The sequence below is a fragment of the Roseburia porci genome, assembly GCF_009695765.1.
In the GTDB taxonomy this organism is placed as follows: Bacteria; Bacillota; Clostridia; order Lachnospirales; family Lachnospiraceae; genus Roseburia; species Roseburia porci.
In genome coordinates, this window is the sequence record NZ_VUNI01000017.1 from 1 (window position 1) to 22838 (window position 22838).

The following is a 22838-nucleotide window of genomic DNA, read 5'->3' on the forward strand; positions in this document are numbered from 1 at the left end:
ATGCTGACCGGGTCATATCTGAGTCTTCCTGTATGATGTTGCGGAATATTTTTCAGATATTTCTCCAGTTCGATTTCTCCCATAAATCTGTCAAATGTCAGCACCGGATCACAAATGTCCAGATAATTTTGAATTAGTATTGGCAAAACTGCCTGTTTTGGGTTAGAATAGATTATGTTATTAATTTTCATGGTAAGTTAATTATAACACAAAGAAAGACCCTTGAGTTCATTGCAAAACTCTTGGTCTTTCTTTTTTATGCGGGACTATTCTTTTTTCACAGCCCCTTTTGCTTTGCAGAGTAAGTTCTCAATATGCGTAAATGGAATACTAACTGATAATTCTATAAATGTCAGTTATGCAACTCATGAAAAAGTGCCATAGCCGAATCAGTTGAAAAGCATATATATTTGCTATATGATTATATTATTAACAAAAATTTATGGAAAAGAGAGGTTACGTGAAATGGATTGTAAGATCGGGGTCATTTCCGGAGATGGTATCGGACCGGAAATCGTTACGGAAGCAAAGAAAGTATTAGAACAGATTGGAAATAAATATGGACATAAATTTCAATATACAGAAATCCTGATGGGAGGATGTTCCATTGATGCAACAGGGGTGCCGCTTACCGATGAGGCAATCGAAGCTGCAAAAGCATCGGATGCGGTATTGATGGGATCAATTGGTGGTAATACATCAACTTCACCATGGTACAAACTTGCTCCGGAACTCAGACCGGAAGCAGGTCTTTTAAAGCTGAGAAAATCATTGAATTTATTCGCAAATTTAAGACCGGCATATCTTTACAAGGAATTAAAAGCAGCATGTCCGCTGCGCGATGACATTATTGGCGATGGATTTGACATGATGATCATGAGAGAACTTACCGGAGGACTGTATTTCGGAGAACGCAGGACGGAAGAAATTGATGGCGTTATGACGGCTATGGATTCCCTGACTTACAATGAAAATGAGATCCGTCGTATTGCAAAACGCGGATTTGACATTGCAATGAAGAGAAGAAAAAAGGTGACTTCTGTAGATAAGGCAAACGTGCTCGATTCCTCCAGACTCTGGAGAAAAATCGTAGAGGAAGTAGCCAAAGATTACCCGGAAGTAAGCTATGAGCATATGTTAGTAGATAACTGTGCAATGCAGCTTGTAAAAGATCCAAAACAGTTTGACGTCATCCTGACAGAGAATATGTTTGGAGATATTCTTTCCGATGAGGCAAGTATGGTAACCGGATCAATTGGAATGTTATCTTCTGCAAGCTTAAATGATACCAAATTCGGACTTTATGAGCCAAGTGGCGGATCAGCACCTGACATTGCCGGAAAAGGCATTGCGAATCCAATTGCAACGATTTTAAGTGCAGCGATGATGCTTCGTTATACATTTGATCTGGACAAGGAAGCAGATGCCATTGAACAGGCAGTAAAACAGGTACTGAAAGAAGGATACCGCACAATCGACATTATGCCGCAGGCCGGAGAGTCGAAAGAGGGAATCACACAGGTGAAAACAGCAGAGATGGGAGACCTTATTGCTGCCCGGGTATAAGGATTGTATTTTATATAAAGTTCACTTATAATAATAAAAATACCCATAACTTAGAAAGGCGGATAAGATATGAAAAGTGATAATGTAAGAAAAGGAATCCAGCAGGCACCTCACAGAAGTCTGTTTAATGCACTGGGATTCACAGAAGAAGAGATGCAGAAACCGATGGTTGGTATCGTAAGCTCTTATAATGAGATCGTGCCAGGCCATATGAACCTTGATAAAATTGTAAATGCAGTAAAACTTGGAGTCGCAGAAGCCGGAGGAGTTCCGGTTGTATTCCCGGCAATTGCGGTATGCGATGGTATTGCAATGGGACATATTGGAATGAAATACTCGCTGGTAACAAGAGATCTGATTGCAGATTCGACAGAGTGTATGGCACTTGCACACCAGTTTGATGCACTTGTTATGGTTCCAAACTGTGACAAGAACGTGCCGGGGCTTCTGATGGCAGCGGCAAGAATCAATGTTCCTACCGTATTTGTTTCCGGAGGACCGATGCTTGCAGGCCACGTACACGGACAGAAGAGATCCCTTTCTTCTATGTTTGAGGCAGTTGGTTCTTATGCTGCAGGAACAATGAGTGAAGAAGATGTAAAAGAGTTTGAGGAAAAAGTATGTCCGACCTGTGGTTCCTGCTCAGGAATGTATACAGCAAATTCCATGAACTGCCTGACAGAGGCTCTTGGAATGGGACTTCCTGGAAACGGAACAATTCCAGCAGTATATTCAGAGCGAATTAAGCTTGCAAAACATGCAGGTATGGCAGTTATGGATATGTACCGTAAGGATATCCGCCCGAGAGATATTATGACCAAAGATGCAATTTTAAATGCACTTACCGTAGATATGGCACTTGGATGCTCTACAAACTCCATGCTTCATTTACCGGCTATTGCACATGAAGTCGGATTTGATTTTGACATTTCTTTTGCCAACCCGATCAGTGAGAAAACACCAAACCTCTGTCATCTTGCACCGGCAGGTCCTACTTACATGGAAGATTTAAATGAGGCAGGCGGTGTTTCCGCAGTTATGAAAGAACTTGCAGATATTGGATTATTGAATACCGAATGTAAGACCGTTACCGGAAAGACAGTCGGAGAGAACATTGCCAATGCCGTAAACAAGAATCCGGAAGTTATCCGTCCGGTTGACCATCCATATTCCAAGACAGGTGGTCTTGCAGTATTAAAAGGCAATCTGGCTCCGGATGGCGGTGTTGTAAAACGTTCGGCTGTTGTGGATGAAATGATGGTACACGAAGGTCCTGCAAGAGTATTTGACTGTGAAGAAGATGCAATCGCTGCAATCAAAGGCGGAAAAATCGTGGAAGGCGATGTTGTTGTAATTCGTTACGAGGGACCAAAAGGCGGTCCTGGAATGAGAGAAATGCTGAATCCAACTTCTGCAATTGCAGGAATGGGACTTGGATCTTCCGTTGCACTCATTACAGACGGTCGTTTTTCCGGTGCTTCAAGAGGTGCTTCGATTGGTCATGTTTCACCGGAAGCTGCTGTCGGAGGTCCGATCGCACTGGTGGAAGAAGGCGATATTATTAAGATCAATATTCCGGAGATGACACTGAATCTGGATGTTCCGGATGAAGTCCTTGCAGAGAGAAAAGCAAAATGGCAGCCAAGAGAGCCAAAAGTGACAACCGGATACCTGGCACGTTATGCTTCCCTGGTTACATCTGGAAATAGAGGAGCAGTTCTTTCTCTTGAAAAATAATCATATATAGATAAAGAGGGTTAGACGATGAATTTAACAGGAGCAGAGATCATAATTGAATGCTTAAAAGAGCAGGGCGTGGATACTGTTTTCGGATATCCAGGCGGTGCAATTTTAAATGTTTACGATGAATTATATAAGCATAGCAGCGAGATCAGACATGTACTGACCTCTCATGAACAGGGAGCGTCTCACGCTGCAGATGGATATGCAAGAAGCACAGGAAAGGTCGGGGTCTGCTTTGCAACCTCGGGTCCTGGTGCTACGAACCTGGTTACGGGAATCGCAACTGCGTATATGGATTCTGTGCCGATGGTTGCAATTACCTGTAATGTTACCGTTCCGTTACTTGGAAAAGACAGCTTCCAGGAAATCGATATTGCTGGTATTACAACACCGATCACAAAGCATAATTTTATTGTAAAGGATGTTACAAAACTTGCTGATACGATCCGGAGAGCTTTTCAGATTGCAAGAAAGGGAAGACCAGGCCCGGTTCTTGTTGATATTCCAAAGGATATTACGGCTCAGACAACAGAATATACGGCAGTAAGCCCGAAAATTCCGGAGAGAATCACAAATACGATTACAAAAGAGAATCTTGACACTGCACTTGCAATGCTGCGTAAAGCAAAAAAACCATATATTTTTGTAGGTGGAGGCGCTGTTATTTCGGGCGCAAGTGAGGAACTTAAAACATTTGTGGAAAAGATGGATGCACCGGTATGTGATTCATTGATGGGAAAAGGCGCATATGATGGAACCTCTGCGAATTATACAGGAATGCTTGGAATGCATGGTACAAAAACATCCAATCTCGGAGTCAGCGAATGTGATCTTCTGATCGCAATCGGTGTGCGTTTTTCAGACCGTGTAATCGGCAATCCGAATTTCTTCGCAGATCAGGCTGAGATCCTTCAATTTGATGTTGATCCGGTAGAGGTAAATAAAAATATTATTGTGGATGCAAGTGTGATCGGAGATGTAAAAGAGATTCTGAAACGTCTGAATGACGAACTTGAGCCACAGAAACATACGGAATGGATGCAGCATATCGCAGAATATAATAAAAAATATGCGATGACTTATAACAAAGAAGGATTAAGCGGTCCGTTTGTCATTGAGAAAATCTATGAGATGACACATGGAGATGCAATCATGGTTACAGAGGTAGGCCAGCATCAGATGTGGGCTGCACAGTACTATAAATATTCCAGACCAAGAACACTCCTTACATCAGGCGGACTTGGCACAATGGGATATGGTCTTGGAGCAGCAATCGGTGCGCAGACCGCCAATCCGGATAAACAGGTCATTAATATTGCCGGCGACGGATGTTTCCGTATGAACATGAATGAGCTTGCAACGGCATCAAGAGAAAAGCTGCCTCTTATTGAGGTGATTGTGAACAATCATGTACTTGGAATGGTACGCCAGTGGCAGACACTTTTCTATGAGAAGCATTATTCGGCGACGGTTCTTGATGATGGTGTGGATTATGTCCGCCTTGCAGAGGCAATGGGGGCAGAGGCAAAACGTGTAACTACACAGCAGGAGTTTGCGGAAGCATTTACAGAAGCACTTCAGGCGAAGAAACCATATGTGATAGACTGCATTATCGATTCAGATGACAAAGTATGGCCGATGGTTGCACCGGGAGCTCCAATCAATGAATCATTTGACGAGCAGGATTTATTAGAAAAACAAAAAAACAAATAGGTACTTGAATTTTTTACACTATTGTGATAAAGTGTTAAACAATTAACAAGGGACTAAATAAAAGTACCTGTTAATGAAATTCATTTTTACGAGTAAATAAAGAATATATGAGGAGGAAGTTGGAAATGAGTAGAGTTTATAATTTCTCTGCAGGTCCGGCAGTTTTACCTGAAGAAGTTTTACAGGAAGCTGCTGATGAAATGTTAGATTACAGAGGAAGTGGAATGTCGGTAATGGAGATGAGCCACAGATCCAAAGTATACGATAACATTATCAAAGAAGCAGAAGCTGATCTGAGAGAATTAATGAATATCCCTGATAATTATAAAGTTTTATTCTTACAGGGTGGTGCTTCCCAGTTTTTCGCTGAGGTTCCTATGAACCTTATGAAGAACCGTAAAGCAGGCTACATCATTACTGGTCAGTGGGCTAAGAAAGCATTTCAGGAAGCTAAAATTTATGGTGAGGCTGTGGAACTTGCTTCGTCGGCTGACGAGACTTTTTCCTATATTCCGGATTGTTCCGATCTTCCAATCACCGATGATATGGATTATGTATATATTTGTGAAAATAATACAATTTACGGAACAAAATATAAAAAGCTCCCAAATACAAAAGGAAAACTTCTTGTTGCAGATGTTTCCTCATGCTTCTTATCTGAGCCTGTAGACGTAACAAAATATGGTGTAATCTACGGCGGTGTTCAGAAGAACGTTGGACCGGCAGGTGTGGTAATCGCAATTATCCGTGAGGATCTGATTACAGATGATGTACTTCCTGGAACACCAACACTTCTGAAATGGAAGACACAGGCAGATGCAGATTCCCTTTACAATACACCACCATGCTATAACATTTACATTTGTGGTAAAGTATTTAAATGGTTAAAGAAGATGGGCGGACTTTCTGTTATGAAAGAACGCAATGAAGAGAAAGCCAAGATCTTATATGATTTCCTGGATCAGAGCAAACTGTTCAAGGGAACGGTACGGAAAGAAGACCGTTCACTCATGAACGTTCCTTTCGTTACAGGAGACAAAGATCTGGATGCAAAATTTGTTGCAGAAGCAAAAGAAGCTGGATTTGAAAACCTGAAAGGTCATCGTACCGTAGGCGGAATGAGAGCATCCATCTACAACGCAATGCCAAAAGAGGGCGTTGAGAAGCTTGTAGAATTTATGAAGAAGTTTGAGGAGGAGAATGCGTAATATGTATCAGTATACATGCTTAAACCCAATTGCAGGAGTTGGTTTAGACCTCTTCTCTGATGAATACAAAAAAGTAGACGATTTAAAAGATGCACAGGCAGCACTCGTAAGAAGTGCAGCAATGCATGATCTGGATCTTCCGGATGATCTTCTTGCAGTCGCAAGAGCCGGAGCCGGAGTAAATAATATTCCACTGGATAAATGTGCAGAAAAAGGTATCGTTGTTTTCAATACACCGGGAGCAAATGCCAATGGTGTAAAAGAACTTGTTTTTGCAGGAATGCTTTATGCATCCAGAGACATCGTAGGCGGAATCGACTGGTGTCTTGCAAACCAGTCTGATGAGAACATTGCAAAAACTGCCGAGAAACAGAAAAAGAACTTTGCAGGAACTGAGATTTCCGGCAAGAAGCTTGGTGTGATCGGTCTTGGAGCAATCGGTGTTCTGGTTGCCAATGCAGCAGTACATATGGGAATGGATGTATATGGATATGACCCATATATCTCCGTAAATGCAGCATGGAATCTTTCAAGAAGCGTAAAACATATCAGCAATGTGGAAGATATTTATAAAGAGTGCGATATCATTACAATCCATGTTCCACTTCTGGATTCAACAAAGAAGATGATAAATGCAGATGCAATTGCAATGATGAAACCTACAGCAATTGTTTTAAACTTTGCAAGAGATCTTCTGGTTGATGAGGAAGCAATGGTTGACGCACTTGCAGCAGGAAAGATCAAGAAATACGTATCTGATTTCCCGAATACAACAACAGTTGGCGCAAAAGGATGCATCGTTACCCCTCATCTTGGCGCATCCACAGCAGAGTCAGAAGACAATTGTGCAATCATGGCAGTCCGCGAGATCCGTGACTATATGGAAAATGGTAATATCGTTCATTCTGTAAACTTCCCGGATTGTAACATGGGAGCATGTCTGACTGCAGGACGTATTGGAATTCTTCATAAGAATGTAAAAGGAATGATCAGTCAGTACTCTACCATCCTTGGAGATGCAGATATCAATGTGGCTGATATGACGAACAAAGGAAAAGGAGATTATGCATACGCATTGATCGATGTAGATTCTCCGGTTACCGAGGAAGTTGTTAATCAATTAAAGGCAATTGACGGTGTACTCAGAGTTCGTGTAATTAAATAAGAGGTACGTTTATTCCCCGCATCGAAAGGCAGATTTTTCTTCTTTTCATGCGGGGAAGTTTTATGTTAAGATAGGGAATAAACATAAAAGGCTGATAGGAGGTCACAAAATGTATCGTAATACAATATTGACGGTTCTGGGAACAGAGGAAACCGCAATCAATGAAATTACAGAGAATCCTGGAGTGGTTGTCACATATTTTAAAAATATACTTCCGGATCTTTTGAGTTTTCTGATCCAGCTAGTGATTGCAGTGGTAATCTTACTGGTGGGAATCAAAGTCATTGGCGTCATTGTAAAGATGCTGCGCAAAACGATGGAAAAAGGAAATACCGAAACAGGTGTCATTACCTTTTTGTGCTCCCTTGTGAAATATGCGCTTTATTTTGTATTATGTATGATTATTCTGTCACAGTTTGGAGTTACAACTGGTTCGGTTGTTGCAGTGCTTGGTTCTGCAGGACTTACAGTAGGACTTGCGCTTCAGGGAAGCTTACAGAATTTTGCAGGAGGCGTTCTGATCCTTTTATTAAAACCGTTTGCAGTAGGGGATTATATCATTGATAACGGAAGTGGAGATGAGGGAACGGTTTCCGCAATTACGATCTATTATACGAAGCTTCTTACCATCGACAACCGTATGATCCTGATCCCGAACGGCTCTCTTTCAAACAGCAGCATTACCAATGTGACAAGAATGGAAAAACGGCGTGTGGATATTGTCGTCGGAGTTGCATATGAGTCCGATCTGGCGAAGGTGAAAAAGGTATTAGAGCAGGTGATCGCATCGGAGCCGGCAGTGCTTACAGAAGAAGCAAAAGATGTTTTTGTATCAGAACTGGCAGACAGTTCTGTTAATATGGGAATCCATGTCTGGGTAAAAACATCAGATTACTGGACTGCAAAATGGAGAATGACAGAAAATATCAAGAATGCGCTGGATGAGAATGGAATTTCGATCCCTTATCCGCAACTGGATGTCCAGGTCAAAAATTCATGAGAAAATTTATACACATTATACAATACATATTAGGATTGTGTTGACATAATTCGTAAAATGTGCTAGTCTAAATCTTGTGAACAAATTATGTTCTTGGCATTATTGTATTAGGAGGTTTTTAAAGTTATGCAACAGGGAACAGTAAAATGGTTTAACGCCAAAAAGGGTTATGGTTTCATCTCAGATGAGGCAGGAAAAGATGTATTTGTACATTTTTCAGCATTAAATATGGATGGATTTAAAGAATTAAAAGATGGCGAGCAGGTAGAATTTGAAGTTGTTGATGGGGACAAAGGACCACAGGCAGCAAACGTTACTCGTCTGAATTAATCAAATATAGACTGTAACCTGGAGTCATCCCGATGGATGGCTCCTTTTTTGTTGTGAAAACATGGAAAATGGGATATAATCATAAAATCAATAGGAGGAAATGAAATGCAGTTATCAGAATTAAAAGCATACGAGATATTAAAAACAGAGAACCTTACTGATATACAGTCGACAGGTTATATTTTAAGGCATAAAAAGAGCGGCGCACGTGTGGCCGTGATTTCAAATACAGATGAAAATAAAGTATTTTATATCGGATTCCGTACGCCACCGGAGGATGAAACGGGAGTTCCGCATATTATCGAACATACGGTACTTTGCGGTTCACAGAAATTCCCGGTCAAGGACCCGTTTGTAGAGCTGGTCAAGGGATCATTAAATACGTTTTTAAATGCCATGACTTATCCGGACAAGACAATTTATCCGGTTGCAAGCTGCAATGACAAGGATTTCCAGAATCTTGTGGATGTTTATATGGATGCGGTATTTAATCCGAATATTTATAAACATGAAGAGATTTTCAAACAGGAAGGCTGGCATTACGAGCTCGAATCCAAAGATGCACTGGTTACCATAAACGGTGTTGTATATAATGAGATGAAAGGAGCCTATTCTTCACCGGATGAAATCCTGCAGCAGGAGATTTACCGTGCATTATATCCGGATAATACGTACAGCAAGAACTCGGGTGGTAATCCGGAACATATTCCGGATCTGACGTATGAAGAATATCTGAATTTCCACAGAAGATATTATCATCCGGTAAATTCATATATTTATCTCTACGGAGATATGGATATGGCAGAGAAACTTGACTGGATGGATAAAGAGTATCTGAGCAGATACGACAGAATTGAACTTGATTCTACAATTCCGCTTCAGAAAGCGTTTGATGAGAAAGTGGATGTGACAACAAAATATCCAATCTCTGCAGGAGAGAGTGAAGAGAATAAAACGTATTTGTCCTATAATGTGAGCGTGGCTAATGTGCTTGACCGTAAGCTGTATCAGGCGTTTGATATTTTAGATTATGCGCTGGTAAGTGCACCTGGAGCACCATTAAAGAAAGCGCTGATTGATGCGGGAATTGGAAAAGATATTTCCGGAGGGTTTGACAGCGGATCACTTCAGCCGGTATTTTCGATCGTTGCGAAAAATGCCAATGCTTCCGAAAAGGAGCAGTTTTTAGAGATTATTCAGAAGACATTAAAGGATCTTGTAAAGAATGGCATCAACCGGGAAGCGCTGCTTGCAGGAATCAACAGTTCGGAATTCCGTTTCCGTGAGGCTGATTTTGGACAGTTCCCGAAAGGACTGCTTTATGGTATCCAGTGCCTGGACAGCTGGCTGTTTGAGGATATGGAACCATTTATGCATCTGCAGTGTCTTGATACATTCCGTTTCCTGAAAGAACAGGTGGACACCGGTTATTTCGAAAATCTGATCGAAGAATATCTTTTGAATAACAAACATGCTGCAATCGTTACGATCGTTCCGGAAAAAGGCCTGAATGCGAAGATGGATCAGAAACTGGAAGAAAAGCTTGCAGAATACAAAAACAGTCTTTCGGATGAGGAAATCGATCAGCTGATCGAAGACACAAAACATCTGAAAGAATACCAGGAAGAGCCTTCTCCGAAAGAAGAACTGGAAAAGATTCCAATGCTTTCCAGAGAGGATATGAGAAAGGAAATCCTTCCACTCAGCAATATTGAAAAACAGATATCCGGAATAAAAACAATCTGCCATGATGTTGCGACAAATGGAATTGATTATCTGACACTGATGTACGATGTGTCGGATATTCCGGCGGAAGATATTCCGTATCTTGGAGTTTTAAAAGCACTTCTCGGATATGTAGATACAAAAACATATACGTATGCAGATCTTGCAAACGCCATCAATATTTATTCCGGTGGAATCAACTGCGGAATGGGAATCTATCCGAATGGAGAGAAAGAAGCTACACTTCAGGTGAAATTTGAAGTAAGGATCAAGACACTGGAGAGCAGCCTGAAAGAAACTATGTCCATTGTAAACGAGATCCTGCTTTCCTCAAACATGAACGATGAGAAGCGTTTATATGAGATTCTGGCGCAGAGCAAGGCAAGACTGCAGCAGAGCTTAAGCAGTGCAGGACATTCCGTTTCTTCGATGCGAGCGCTTGCCGGATTCTCAGAGTACGCATATTATCTGGATGCGACAAACGGAATCACATATTACGAAACAGTAAAAGATCTGGAAGAGCATTTTGATGAGAAAAAACAGACCCTGATCGCAAAATTAAAACAGCTGATCGATCAAATCTTTGGAACAGAGAGACTTCTGATCAGTTTTACCGGAGATCAGGCAGCTTTTGAATATGCAGAACCGATTCTGAAAGAGGCATTGCAGAAGCAGCCTGCAGGCAAAAAGGCTCACGAAGCAGCCAGAATTTCACTTGCGAGAAGCAATGAGGCATTTACAGACGCTTCACAGATCCAGTATGTTGCCAAAGTAGGTAATTTTGCAGATCACGGTTATCATTACACTGGAGCATTACGCATCCTGAAACTGATCCTCAGCTATGATTATCTCTGGATTAATGTCAGGGTAAAAGGTGGAGCATATGGATGCATGAGTGGATTTTTCCGTTCAGGAGAGACATATTTTGTGTCTTATCGTGATCCGAATCTGTTAAAGACATTAGAAATCTATGATGGTATTCCAAAATATCTGCGTGAATTCCAGGCAGATGAGAGAGATATGACAAAATATATCATCGGAACATTCAGCAGCATGGATACTCCGCTTTATCCGGAAGGAAAAGGAGCACGATCCATGAATGCATATCTCCAGAATCTGACCGAGGAAATGCTTCAGAAAGACAGAGATGAAGTAAGAAATGCAACTGCTGAGGACATCCGTGCACTTGCAGATATGATCCAGTCAGTTCTTCAGGATCCATCCATATGTGTGATCGGTAATGAGGATGCAATTCAAAAGGAAGCACAGTTATTTGATAAAGTAACAAGTTTATAATAAAGAACAGATAGAGAAAAGGAAGAAAATATGAACGAAAGTTTCAAATCAGGATTTGTTACAATTATTGGCAGACCAAATGTTGGAAAATCTACATTGATGAATCGACTCATCGGACAGAAGATCGCAATCACCTCCAACAAACCGCAGACAACGAGAAATCGTATTCAGACCGTATATACAGACATGGATCGTGGACAGATCATTTTTCTGGACACGCCTGGAATCCACAAAGCGAAAAACAAACTGGGTGAATATATGGTCAACGTTGCAGAGAAGACCTTAAATGAAGTCGATGTTGTTCTGTGGCTGGTTGAGCCTACGAATTTTATCGGGGCAGGAGAACAGCATATTGCGGAACAGCTCAAAAAGGTAAAGACACCTGTGATCTTAGTGATCAATAAGGTGGACACTGTCGAAAAAGAAAAGATTCTGGAATACATTGACACATACCGCAAAATTTATGATTTTGCGGAAATTATTCCAACTTCTGCACTTCGCGGACAGAATACGGATGATGTGATCGACAGCATTTTTAAATATCTTCCATACGGACCACAGTTTTATGATGAAGATACGATCACGGATCAGCCGGAGAGAGCAATCTGTGCGGAGATCATTCGTGAAAAAGCACTTCATGCGTTGAATGACGAGATACCACATGGAATTGCTGTAGCAATCGATCAGATGAAGGAAAGAAAAAAAGGGAATATCATTGACATTGATGCAACGATTGTCTGTGAGAAAGATTCCCATAAAGGAATCATTATCGGAAAACAGGGTTCCATGTTGAAGAAGATTGGAACAAATGCAAGATATGAGATGGAAAGACTTCTGGATGCACAGGTCAATCTGAAACTCTGGGTCAAGGTTAAGAAAGACTGGAGGGACAGTGACTTTTTGATTAAGAACTTTGGATATCGGGAAGAAGACTAAAAAGTGCCGGTTTCCAATTTTTCACGAGGATAGTATTACCGGGAAAGCGAATCCTATTAGTAAATCCACATAATACATGGGATGGATGGAGGATGAAGCGATGGAGAAAACCTGGGATGTATTCTGGCAGACGGGAAAAGTTACCGATTATCTGAATTATTGTACAGACAAAATGGACAAAGGCGGGCCAAACCGGCAGGAAGTATTGGAAACAAATGCATGGACGCCGGATCAGCAGAGCCGGCAGGAAGAAAGATGAAAAAGTATGTCACAACAGGTGGTACTGACCGGCATGGTCTTAACGGCTATGCCGATCGGAGAATATGACAAACGAATAACGATATTGACCAAAGAAAGAGGAAAGATCACAGCATTTGCGAGAGGAGCAAGACGGCCAAACAGCCAGCTCCTTGCTGCGACGAATCCTTTTTCTTTTGGTGAATTTGAACTGTTTGAAGGAAAAACTGCATATAATCTTTCGAAAGCATCGATACATAATTATTTTCGTGATCTGACGATGGATCTTGAGGCCGTATACTATGGCTTTTATTTTTTGGAATTTGCGGAGTATTTCTGTCAGGAGAACAACGATGAAAAAGATATGCTGAAGCTGCTTTATCAGTCGCTTCGGGCATTGGAAAGCAGCGCATATAAAAATCAGCTGGTAAAGATTGTTTTTGAACTGAAAGCTCTGACGGTAAACGGTGAAGGACCGGACGTGTTTTCCTGTATGCATTGCCACAAAACAGAAAATCTGAATATTTTTTCTGTGAAAAGAGGCGGGACATTTTGCAGTACCTGCGGGAAGCTGGTTCCTGGAATGCTGATTTCGGAATCGACGCGTTACGCGCTTCAGTATATTGTATCTTCTTCGATTGAGCGGCTGTATTCTTTTCGGTTGTCCGATGAAGTTCTTGTTGAACTTACGCAGATCATGAAAGAATATATGGATCAGTATGTGCATCATCGTTTTAAATCGATGGAGATTTTGAAACAGCAGAAAGAATTGTGGGCGATGAGTACGCGGGAGAATTCCGCGGAATCATAAGCTTGCGGTTGAAATCAGATAATGAAAAGTGTATAATAGCATGGACTGACGCGGTAGTGTATGCAAGTTTTTGCAGGCAGAACGTATCAGAACATATAGCTGGGAGGAAGACATGAAGAAGTATTCGGCAATCTGTCTTGTGATTGCTTTATGTGTGACAATGCTGGCGGGCTGTGGAACATCTTATTCCGCAGAGGAAAGTACAGTATTCGTGCAAAAGCATGGTAAGATCGTTTCTACCGATGTTGAGGATTTTGACGAAAATACCTATGACAAAGATGGACTTGAGAAATATGTAAATGAAACCATTGACAAATATACATCTGAAAATGGCAAAAATACAGTAAAGTTAAAAGAACTTTCCGTAAAAGATAATTCAGCGGTACTGACGCTGGAATATAAGGATGCAAAAGCATACAGTGGATTTAATGGAGAAGAGCTCTTTACGGGAACAATTGCGGAGGCACTTGCCGCAGGTTACCGTTTTGATACAGAATTTGCATCGGTAAAAGATGGAAAAGCAGGAGAGGCGGTTGACTCCTCTGAGTTTCTGGACGATGATTTAAAGGTTGTGATCGTGAAAGCAAATCTGGATGTAAATGTGAAAGGAAAGATCTGTTATCTTTCGACACAGAATACGTCACTGAAGGATAAAAGTACTGTTTCAATCCGGGAAGGGCAGAATCTGTTAAGCAAAGCAGAGGAAAGCGAAGCCGGGACACAGGAGACGGAAGCTGCAGAAGCAGTTACCGAAGTGACAGAGACTGAGGAATCCGGAAGTGTGGATGACGATGAGATGCTGACCGGAACAGAAGAGGAAACTTCGGTTACATTTGATTTCCCGGAAGAGGAAGAGAACGAAGATACCTCGGATGAGTTTTCCAATGTATACACATATATTATATATAAATAAAAGCAAACAATATTATAGAGAATGAGAGGAACATGTTATGGAAAAAACCATGGACAAAATCGTACAGGTAGCAAAAGCAAGAGGATTTGTTTATCCGGGATCTGAGATTTACGGCGGATTAGCAAATACATGGGATTATGGTAACCTGGGCGTAGAACTTAAAAATAATGTAAAGAGAGCATGGTGGCAGAAATTTATTCAGGAGAACCCATATAACGTTGGTGTGGACTGTGCAATTCTTATGAATCCGCAGACATGGGTTGCTTCCGGTCATCTTGGAGGTTTTTCTGATCCTCTTATGGATTGTAAAGAGTGTCACGAACGTTTTCGTGCAGACAAACTGATCGAGGATTTCGCAGGAGCAAATGGTATTGAATTAGATGGTTCTGTAGATGGCTGGTCCAACGAGAAGATGGTGAACTTTATCGAAGAACATAATGTACCATGTCCAAGCTGTGGAAAACACAATTTTACAGATATCCGTCAGTTTAACCTGATGTTCAAAACATTCCAGGGTGTTACGGAAGATGCTAAAAATACAGTATATTTAAGACCGGAAACAGCTCAGGGAATCTTTGTTAACTTTAAAAACGTTCAGAGAACATCACGCAAGAAGATTCCATTTGGTATCGGACAGATCGGTAAATCATTCCGTAATGAGATCACACCGGGTAACTTTACATTCCGTACCAGAGAGTTTGAACAGATGGAATTAGAGTTTTTCTGTGAGCCTGGAACGGATATGGAATGGTTCCAGTACTGGAGAGCATTCTGCCGTGACTGGTTACTTTCTCTTGGAATCAAAGAGGATGAGATGAGACTGCGTGATCATTCTGCAGAGGAATTATGTTTCTACTCAAAGGGAACAACAGATATCGAATTCTTATTCCCATTTGGATGGGGCGAATTATGGGGAATCGCAGATCGTACCGATTATGACCTTACACAGCATCAGAATGTATCCGGACAGGATCTTACATACTTTGATGATGCAAAGGGTGAGAAATATATCCCATATGTTATTGAACCTTCACTTGGAGCAGATCGTGTGGTACTCGCATTCTTATGCTCTGCTTATGATGAGGAAGAGTTAGAAGGCGGAGATGTAAGAACCGTATTCCATTTCCATCCTGCAATCGCACCAATCAAAGTAGGTGTTCTTCCATTATCCAAGAAATTAAATGAGGGTGCAGAGAAAGTCTTTGCCCAGTTGTCCAAGAAATACAACTGTGAATTTGACGACAGAGGAACAATTGGTAAACGTTATCGCAGACAGGATGAGATCGGTACTCCATTCTGTGTTACTTATGACTTTGATTCCGAAGAAGATGGAGCAGTTACGGTACGTGATCGTGATACCATGAAACAGGAACGTATTAAGATTGCAGACCTGGATGCATATTTTGCAGAGAAATTCACTTTCTAAAGATGACAGGTTACAGGCGTAATCAATAGAGAAAGAAATGCATACATCACCTGAAGCTGTCAGAGGATGTATGCATTTTTTGCAGAAAGGGACAGATATGGCATATTTTCCAATGTTTGTGGATCTGAAAGAGAAAGAATGCCTGATCATAGGTGGTGGCAGGGTCGCATATCGAAAAGTATGCGTGTTGAATGATTTTGAAGCAAAAGTTACAGTCATTGCCTCAAAAATATGTGATAAAATCAGAAAGACAGAAAGTGTCAGACTGATCGAGCGGGATTATGAGGAACGTGATCTGGAGCATCAGACGCTTGTAATAGCAGCAACGGATGATCCGGTGCTGAATCATGAGATTGCGGAAACATGTAAAACAAAGGGAATCCCGGTGAATGCCGTGGATCAGATTGAAGACTGCACCTTTATCTTTCCGTCATACATAAAAGAACAGAATCTGGTGGCTGCGTTTTCAAGCAGTGGGAAAAGTCCGGTAATCACCCAGTACTTAAAGGATGAAACGAAGACTGTTTTAAATGAACCACTGGGAGAACTTACAGAACTCCTTGGCAGTGTCAGGGCGGAAGTGAAGCAGGCAGTTGAAGGAGAAGAAAACAGAAAACAGGTGTACCGGAAGATTCTGGAGATGTTTTTGGAACAGGAAGAACTTCCGGACAGAAAACAAATAGATAAGATCATAGAAAAATACAGAAAGAAGTCGTGAAAAATGGATCGAACAAGAAGATTAAGAAGAACAGAAGCTTTGCGGAGCATGGTTCGGGAAGAACATGTCAGAATTGATGAACTGATTTATCCGGTCTTTGTGATCGCAGGAGAAAATATATGTAATCCGGTGGAATCGATGCCGGGAATCTATCAGTATTCCCTGGATCGTATCGGTGAGGAACTTGACCGTGTCGTGGAAGCTGGAATAAATGCAGTACTTGTGTTTGGTATTCCCGATCATAAGGATGAAGTGGGAAGCGGTGCATATGATGAGCACGGAATCGTTCAGGAAGCAATCCGCTTGATGAAAAAAGAATACCCGGATCTTTTAGTAATTGCAGATGTATGTCTGTGTGAGTACACATCCCATGGCCATTGTGGACTGATCCGTGACGGAGAGATCTTAAATGACGAAACACTGCCGCTTCTTGCAAAAGCTGCAGTTACTTACGCACAGGCTGGTGCAGATATTATTGCACCAAGTGATATGATGGATAAGCGCGTCGCTGCAATCCGTGAGGCACTTGATGAGAATGGATTTATCAATATTCCGATTCTTTCCTACAGTGCGAAATTTGCTTCCGGATACTACGGACCATTCCGTGATGCGGCACATTCGGCACCGGGATTTGGAGACCGGAAAACTTATCAGATGGATCCTGCAAACGGACAGGAAGCGCTCAGAGAGGTTGAGGAAGATATCTTGGAAGGTGCAGATATGATCATAGCAAAGCCTGCGCTTGCCTACATGGATGTCATTAAGGAAATATCACTGAATTACAATATTCCAATCGTTGCATACAATGTCAGCGGAGAATATGCAATGGTGAAAGCGGCTGCTGAAAATGGCTGGATCGACGAGAAGAAGATCGTTATGGAAAATATGGTCGGTTTAAAACGTGCAGGTGCAAAGATGATCATTACATATCATGCACTCGATGTTGCGCGCTGGATCAAAGAAGAAAAATAAAAAGAGCAAGAAGAGGTTTATATGGATAAGAAAACAGATACAAAATCAAAAATGTATTTCGGAGCAGCAAAACTCCGGATTCCGGGAGGAGTAAACAGTCCGGTTCGTGCATTTGGGGCAGTGGGCCGTACTCCGAGATTTATGGTATCTGCAAAAGGTGACAGAATCACCGATGTAGATGGCAATGAAATGATCGACTATGTATGTTCCTGGGGACCTGGAATCCTTGGTCATGCCGATCCTCGTGTGATCGAGAAAGTAAAAGAAGCGTGCGATATGGGACTTACCTTTGGTGCACCAACACCAAGAGAAGTTGAAATTGCAGAGCTGATCGCAGAACTGGTGCCGTCTATGGAGGTCAGCCGTCTGGTAAGTTCGGGAACGGAAGCGGTTATGAGTGCGATCCGCTGTGCCAGGGGATATACGAAAAGAGACAAAATCATTAAGTTTAAGGGATGTTATCATGGACATTCGGATGGACTTCTTGTAAAAGCCGGATCTGCAGCGCTTACAACATCGGTTCCGGACAGTGCGGGAGTGCCAGCTGATTATACAAAACACACACTGGTTGCGGCATATAACGACAAGGAATCTGTAAAAGAACTGTTTCAGGCAAACCCGGATGAGATTGCAGCTGTTATTGTGGAACCGGTTGCCGCAAATATGGGAGTTGTACTTCCGGAGGATGATTTCCTTCCTTTCCTCAGAGAGATTACAGAGGCATATGGAGCACTTCTGATCTTTGATGAGGTAATTACCGGATTCAGGCTTTCACTTGGCGGTGCACAGCAGTATTTCCATGTAACACCGGATCTGACGACACTCGGCAAGATTGTCGGAGGTGGAATGCCGGTTGGTGCTTATGGTGGAAGAGAAGATATTATGCGTATGATTTCTCCGGACGGACCGGTATACCAGGCTGGAACATTATCCGGAAATCCGATTGCAACTGCTGCCGGAATCGAAACATTAAAAATATTAAAGAATGATCCGGCAATCTACAAGCGCCTGGAAGAGAAAACGAAAAAACTTGCAGATGCAGTAAGAAATGCAGCAGGTGATAAAGTATCCGTCAACCAGATCGGCTCTCTGATGAGCATTTTCTTTACTCCGGGAGGCGTGAAAAATTATGAAGACGCGGTTCGTTCTGATTTGAACGCATATGCACAGTATTTTGGATTTATGCTGGATCATGATATTTACATGGCGCCTTCGCAATTTGAGGCAATGTTTGTATCTGATGCACATACCGATGAAGATATCACACGTACATGCAGATTACTGCAGGAATGTATGGAAAACATGCATGAGTAGATAAAAGCGGTATGACATCAGGAGGAAATCCATGAGATTTGGATATATAGGAATCAATTATAAAAATGCACCATTGGATATTCGGGATAAGACATCTTTTACCGATGTTGACAAGATCGACTTTTTCCAGAATGCTGAAAAAATCGGGATTGAGCAGTGTATGATATTATCAACCTGCAACCGGAGCGAGGTATATTTTTTATATCGGAAGGCAGAAGAAAAAGAGGCAGTAAAAAAGCTGTATCTTGATACATTTCAGGAAGTACAGCTGAAAGATCTGCTGCTTACGCTGGATGGGAATGAAGCGATCGAGTATCTGTTCCGCATTGCGGCGGGACTGGAATCGCTGGTACTTGGAGAGGATCAGATACTGGGACAGGTAAAAGACGCTCTGGAATTTTCGAAGGCAATGGGATACAGCGGAAAAGAAATGAATAAGATTGTCCGTGATGCTGTAACCTGTGCGAAAAAGATCAAGACAGAATTAAAAATAAGCGAAAGACCATTATCGGTAAGTTATGTTGGAATTCAGCAGCTGGAGAAAGTATGCCAAATAGAAGGAAAGACGGTTCTTGTGATCGGAAGCGGAAAAACATCGACACTTGCACTTCATTACCTGTATGAATATGGTGCTGGAAATGTAATGATCTGCAGCAGGACAACAGCACATGCGAAGGAGTTATTACAGGAATTCCCACAACTGACGGTTGTAGAATTTGAACAGCGTTATCAGATCATGGAAAAATGCGATATCGTTGTATCTGCAACATCCGCACCACATGTGATTGTGCGGGCGGATGAACTGGTTACCGATCATTCGATTACATTTCTTGATCTGGCAGCTCCACGTGACATTGACACGGCATTACAGGGGCGGGAAAATGTAACAATCCTGAACCTTGATTTCCTAAGTAAGATCGTAGAGAACAATCAGAAAGAACGGGAAAGACTTGTGGAGATCAGCAAAGGCATGATCCAGGAAGCTACCGAAGAGACAAAAGAATGGCTTTTAAGCAGCCGGATGGATTCCACGATAGAATCTTTACAGCTCCGGTGTGATGAGATCGTTCAGGACAGTTATGAATATCTGAACCGTAAGATTGAATTTTCTGCAAGAGAACAGAAAATCATAAAAAAAGTGTTAAATGCATCACTTCACAGACTTCTCAGAGAACCGATCCAAGAATTAAAACAGCTGGATACCAGAGAAAAGCAGGATAAGTATCAAGAAATTGTAAAAGAGCTCTTTCAGATATAAGAGGAAGGAAACCCGAAATATGAAATATATCATTGGAACGCGAGGATCAAAACTTGCACTGGTACAGGCAAAATACGTTCAAAAGAAGATGAAAGAAGCATATCCGGAAGATGAGTACGAATTAAAAATCATCAGTACAAAGGGGGATCAGATACAGGATCGCCCGTTGAATCAGATCGGTGCGAAAGGACTTTTTGTAAAAGAAATCGAAGATCAGATCTTAAATGATCAGATACAGATCGGTGTACATAGCATGAAAGATATGCCTGCATATCCGGAAGAGGGCCTGTGTTTTACCAGGGCATGGAAGAGGGAAGATCCAAGAGATGTTCTTATATTGAGAGAGGCAAAGAGTCTTAGCAGTCTAAGAGAGCATGCTGTGATCGGAACCGGAAGTAAAAGACGGGCATTTCAGCTTATGGCGATGAGACCGGATCTTCAGATCGTGGATATCCGTGGAAATGTTGATACCAGACTTCGCAAAATGCAGGAACAGAAACTGGATGGAATCGTTCTTGCCGCAGCAGGATTGAAAAGACTTGGGCTCGAAGAGGTGATCACACAGTATCTGGATGATGAAGAAATGATCCATGCTCCGGCGCAGGGAATTCTGGCAATTGAAATAAAGGCAGATCATACAGAACTTGAAAGAAAACTGGATGTTCTGGCAGATCCAGACACCAATGAAGAGGCGATTGCAGAAAGAGGATTTCTTGCAGAAATCGGTGGAGATTGTCATATCCCGGTAGGAGCTGCATGCAGAAAAGCGGAAGATGGAAGCTTTGAATTACATGCGATGTATGGAAATGAGGATGGAAGCAGAATTGCTTTTTCACACCAGAAGGGCAATAATCCGAAAGAACTTGCAAAATGTGCAGCGAAGGAGATCCGCAGGAAGATTGCAGGAAATGTAGCACTTGTGGGGGCAGGACCTGGAGATCCCGGACTCATTACAAGAAAAGGCCTTGAGGCAATTCAGAAGGCGGATTGTATTATTTATGACCGGCTTGCCGCGCCTGAACTTCTGGCAGAGGCAGACCCGGAATGCGAACGGATCTATGTAGGAAAAGAAAATCATCACCATACGATGCCACAGGAACGGATCAATGAACTTCTGGTAGAAAAGGCAATGCAGTATGAGCACGTTGTCCGTTTAAAGGGCGGAGACGTTTATGTTTTTGGACGTGGAGGAGAAGAAGGAATTTTCTTAAAAGAACACGGAGTTCCTTTTACCGTTATTCCGGGAATTACTTCAGCAATTGCAGGACCGGCGTATGCCGGAATACCGATCACACATCGGGGAATTTCGAATGGATTTCATGTTGTCACTGCACACAGCAGGAAAGATGAACTGTCGGATCTTGATTTTGCATCGATGGCAAAGAGCAAAGAAACCAAAGTATTTCTGATGGGACTTAGTGTGCTTAAAACTCTGATGGATAAGCTGATGGAAGCAAAAATGCCGTCCGATACACCGGTGGCGGTTATATCGAATGCAACGTGCTGTGCACAGAAAACATCGATTGGAACAATCGCTGATATAGCAGATAAGGCAAAGAAGGATGGGATCGTTTCGCCTGCACTTATTGTGGTTGGTGATGTTGTGAACCTTCGGGATGAATTGGATTTCTTTGAAAATGGTCCACTTTTTGGAAAACATTACCTTGTGCCAAAAATTGGAACCGGTGAATCAAAACTTACACGGCTTTTGAAAAAACAGGGAGCAGTGGTGGATGAGGTAACCGTTGGAGAGATCGTATCAAAGCAGCTGACATTTCGGAAAGAAGAACTGCAATCGGTTGACTGGATGATTTTTACAAGCAGAAATGGTGTCACTTCATTTTTTGAAAGCCTGTATTCCAGCGGCCTGGATACAAGAGCACTGGGCAATGTGAAGATTGCGGCAGTTGGAAATGCAACTGCAAAAGTGTTAAAGGATTATGGAATCTGTGCGGATTTTATTCCGTTGCAGCATGATGGAACGTCTTTGGCAGAAGCCATGAAAGAAAAGGTATGTGACACAGATCGGATCTGGTATCTGAAAGCGGAGAATGCAAGAGACCATCTTTCGGAATTGTTAGAGCAGTTTTGCCATATCAGAGCAATCGATGTCTATGAAAATATGACAGTTCCATTTGATACGAAGATAAAACAACAGACATACCGGCAGTATGATGCATTACTTTTTACCTGTGCATCATCTGCAGAGCGTGTATTGGGAGGATGGAAGACGGACCAACTGAAAGAACTTCCGGAATGCATATCCATTGGACCACAGTGTACGAAAGCTTTAAAAGAACTGGGAGTGAAACATATCAGACAGGCATCGGACGCTGGATATGAGAATATGATGGATTTGTTATTGGAATAGACAAAAAAGAAAGCGGCTTTGGCTGCTTTCTTTTTTTGCAGAAAAACAAAAATGACTACTTGCCAAAAGAAAGAAGTGTGATACAATGAAGCTTGTGGAGATATTGCACAAATATCACACAATATATAATGTATTA

Annotated in this window: 18 protein-coding genes; all 18 read left to right on the forward strand. The window is 41.9% G+C overall.

Translation table 11 applies throughout. The annotated features are described in order from the left end of the window. The first annotated feature begins 465 nt into the window (after positions 1–465). The 18 genes from leuB (at position 466) to hemC (ending at position 22702) form a co-directional block, all read left to right on the forward strand. Positions 466–1566, forward strand: a complete 1101-nt coding sequence (gene leuB, locus FYJ75_RS09945; protein WP_154430296.1) for a 3-isopropylmalate dehydrogenase — start codon at positions 466–468, stop codon at positions 1564–1566. 69 nt (positions 1567–1635) lie between these two features. Continuing rightward, entirely contained in the window at positions 1636–3303 is a 1668-nt protein-coding gene (ilvD, locus tag FYJ75_RS09950; RefSeq protein ID WP_154430297.1) for a dihydroxy-acid dehydratase, read from the forward strand. 27 nt (positions 3304–3330) lie between these two features. Further along, positions 3331–5022 (forward strand): biosynthetic-type acetolactate synthase large subunit, encoded by a 1692-nt coding sequence (gene ilvB / locus FYJ75_RS09955; RefSeq protein ID WP_154430298.1) that lies wholly within the window; start codon positions 3331–3333, stop codon positions 5020–5022. A gap of 125 nt (positions 5023–5147) precedes the next feature. Then, the gene (serC, locus tag FYJ75_RS09960) at positions 5148–6230 is read left to right on the forward strand and encodes a 3-phosphoserine/phosphohydroxythreonine transaminase (RefSeq protein WP_154430299.1); all 1083 of its coding nucleotides are present in this window, start codon (positions 5148–5150) and stop codon (positions 6228–6230) included. Position 6231: 1 nt separating this feature from the next. Continuing rightward, positions 6232–7395, forward strand: a complete 1164-nt coding sequence (locus FYJ75_RS09965) for a phosphoglycerate dehydrogenase (protein ID WP_154430300.1) — start codon at positions 6232–6234, stop codon at positions 7393–7395. Between the two features lie 109 nt (positions 7396–7504). Next, complete coding sequence (locus tag FYJ75_RS09970; protein WP_154430301.1) at positions 7505–8395, forward strand: mechanosensitive ion channel family protein; 891 nt, start codon at positions 7505–7507, stop codon at positions 8393–8395. Positions 8396–8521: 126 nt separating this feature from the next. Then, entirely contained in the window at positions 8522–8725 is a 204-nt protein-coding gene (locus FYJ75_RS09975; RefSeq protein ID WP_154430302.1) for a cold-shock protein, read from the forward strand. Positions 8726–8830: 105 nt separating this feature from the next. Continuing rightward, complete coding sequence (locus FYJ75_RS09980) at positions 8831–11746, forward strand: insulinase family protein (RefSeq protein WP_154430303.1); 2916 nt, start codon at positions 8831–8833, stop codon at positions 11744–11746. A 30-nt stretch (positions 11747–11776) separates the two neighbouring features. Further along, a complete protein-coding gene (gene era / locus FYJ75_RS09985; protein WP_154430304.1) occupies positions 11777–12682 on the forward strand; it encodes a GTPase Era in 906 nt (301 codons plus the stop codon). A 100-nt stretch (positions 12683–12782) separates the two neighbouring features. Further along, on the forward strand, positions 12783–12941 hold the full coding sequence (locus FYJ75_RS09990; protein ID WP_154430305.1) for a hypothetical protein: 159 nt from the start codon (positions 12783–12785) through the stop codon (positions 12939–12941). A gap of 6 nt (positions 12942–12947) precedes the next feature. Next, positions 12948–13730 (forward strand): DNA repair protein RecO, encoded by a 783-nt coding sequence (recO, locus tag FYJ75_RS09995; RefSeq protein WP_154430306.1) that lies wholly within the window; start codon positions 12948–12950, stop codon positions 13728–13730. A gap of 112 nt (positions 13731–13842) precedes the next feature. Next, positions 13843–14643, forward strand: coding sequence for a hypothetical protein (locus tag FYJ75_RS10000; RefSeq protein WP_154430307.1), 801 nt, complete (start codon positions 13843–13845; stop codon positions 14641–14643). Between the two features lie 37 nt (positions 14644–14680). Further along, complete coding sequence (locus FYJ75_RS10005; protein ID WP_154430308.1) at positions 14681–16069, forward strand: glycine--tRNA ligase; 1389 nt, start codon at positions 14681–14683, stop codon at positions 16067–16069. 79 nt (positions 16070–16148) lie between these two features. Continuing rightward, the gene (locus FYJ75_RS10010) at positions 16149–16787 is read left to right on the forward strand and encodes a precorrin-2 dehydrogenase/sirohydrochlorin ferrochelatase family protein (RefSeq protein ID WP_235907078.1); all 639 of its coding nucleotides are present in this window, start codon (positions 16149–16151) and stop codon (positions 16785–16787) included. Positions 16788–16790: 3 nt separating this feature from the next. Further along, complete coding sequence (hemB, locus tag FYJ75_RS10015) at positions 16791–17759, forward strand: porphobilinogen synthase (RefSeq protein ID WP_154430309.1); 969 nt, start codon at positions 16791–16793, stop codon at positions 17757–17759. Between the two features lie 21 nt (positions 17760–17780). Then, on the forward strand, positions 17781–19073 hold the full coding sequence (hemL, locus tag FYJ75_RS10020) for a glutamate-1-semialdehyde 2,1-aminomutase (protein ID WP_154430310.1): 1293 nt from the start codon (positions 17781–17783) through the stop codon (positions 19071–19073). A 31-nt stretch (positions 19074–19104) separates the two neighbouring features. Then, entirely contained in the window at positions 19105–20331 is a 1227-nt protein-coding gene (gene hemA, locus FYJ75_RS10025; protein WP_154430311.1) for a glutamyl-tRNA reductase, read from the forward strand. Between the two features lie 19 nt (positions 20332–20350). Next, positions 20351–22702 (forward strand): hydroxymethylbilane synthase, encoded by a 2352-nt coding sequence (hemC, locus tag FYJ75_RS10030; RefSeq protein ID WP_154430312.1) that lies wholly within the window; start codon positions 20351–20353, stop codon positions 22700–22702. The last annotated feature ends 136 nt before the right edge of the window (positions 22703–22838 follow it).

Bases quoted from the DNA above. Each gene is read 5' to 3' on its own strand.
- leuB (WP_154430296.1), top strand. From the start codon at position 466: ATGGATTGTAAGATCGGGGTCATTTCCGGAGATGGTATCGGACCGGAA.
- ilvD (WP_154430297.1), top strand. From the start codon at position 1,636: ATGAAAAGTGATAATGTAAGAAAAGGAATCCAGCAGGCACCTCACAGA.
- ilvB (WP_154430298.1), top strand. From the start codon at position 3,331: ATGAATTTAACAGGAGCAGAGATCATAATTGAATGCTTAAAAGAGCAG.
- serC (WP_154430299.1), top strand. From the start codon at position 5,148: ATGAGTAGAGTTTATAATTTCTCTGCAGGTCCGGCAGTTTTACCTGAA.
- FYJ75_RS09965 (WP_154430300.1), top strand. From the start codon at position 6,232: ATGTATCAGTATACATGCTTAAACCCAATTGCAGGAGTTGGTTTAGAC.
- FYJ75_RS09970 (WP_154430301.1), top strand. From the start codon at position 7,505: ATGTATCGTAATACAATATTGACGGTTCTGGGAACAGAGGAAACCGCA.
- FYJ75_RS09975 (WP_154430302.1), top strand. From the start codon at position 8,522: ATGCAACAGGGAACAGTAAAATGGTTTAACGCCAAAAAGGGTTATGGT.
- FYJ75_RS09980 (WP_154430303.1), top strand. From the start codon at position 8,831: ATGCAGTTATCAGAATTAAAAGCATACGAGATATTAAAAACAGAGAAC.
- era (WP_154430304.1), top strand. From the start codon at position 11,777: ATGAACGAAAGTTTCAAATCAGGATTTGTTACAATTATTGGCAGACCA.
- FYJ75_RS09990 (WP_154430305.1), top strand. From the start codon at position 12,783: ATGGAGAAAACCTGGGATGTATTCTGGCAGACGGGAAAAGTTACCGAT.
- recO (WP_154430306.1), top strand. From the start codon at position 12,948: ATGTCACAACAGGTGGTACTGACCGGCATGGTCTTAACGGCTATGCCG.
- FYJ75_RS10000 (WP_154430307.1), top strand. From the start codon at position 13,843: ATGAAGAAGTATTCGGCAATCTGTCTTGTGATTGCTTTATGTGTGACA.
- FYJ75_RS10005 (WP_154430308.1), top strand. From the start codon at position 14,681: ATGGAAAAAACCATGGACAAAATCGTACAGGTAGCAAAAGCAAGAGGA.
- hemB (WP_154430309.1), top strand. From the start codon at position 16,791: ATGGATCGAACAAGAAGATTAAGAAGAACAGAAGCTTTGCGGAGCATG.
- hemL (WP_154430310.1), top strand. From the start codon at position 17,781: ATGGATAAGAAAACAGATACAAAATCAAAAATGTATTTCGGAGCAGCA.
- hemA (WP_154430311.1), top strand. From the start codon at position 19,105: ATGAGATTTGGATATATAGGAATCAATTATAAAAATGCACCATTGGAT.
- hemC (WP_154430312.1), top strand. From the start codon at position 20,351: ATGAAATATATCATTGGAACGCGAGGATCAAAACTTGCACTGGTACAG.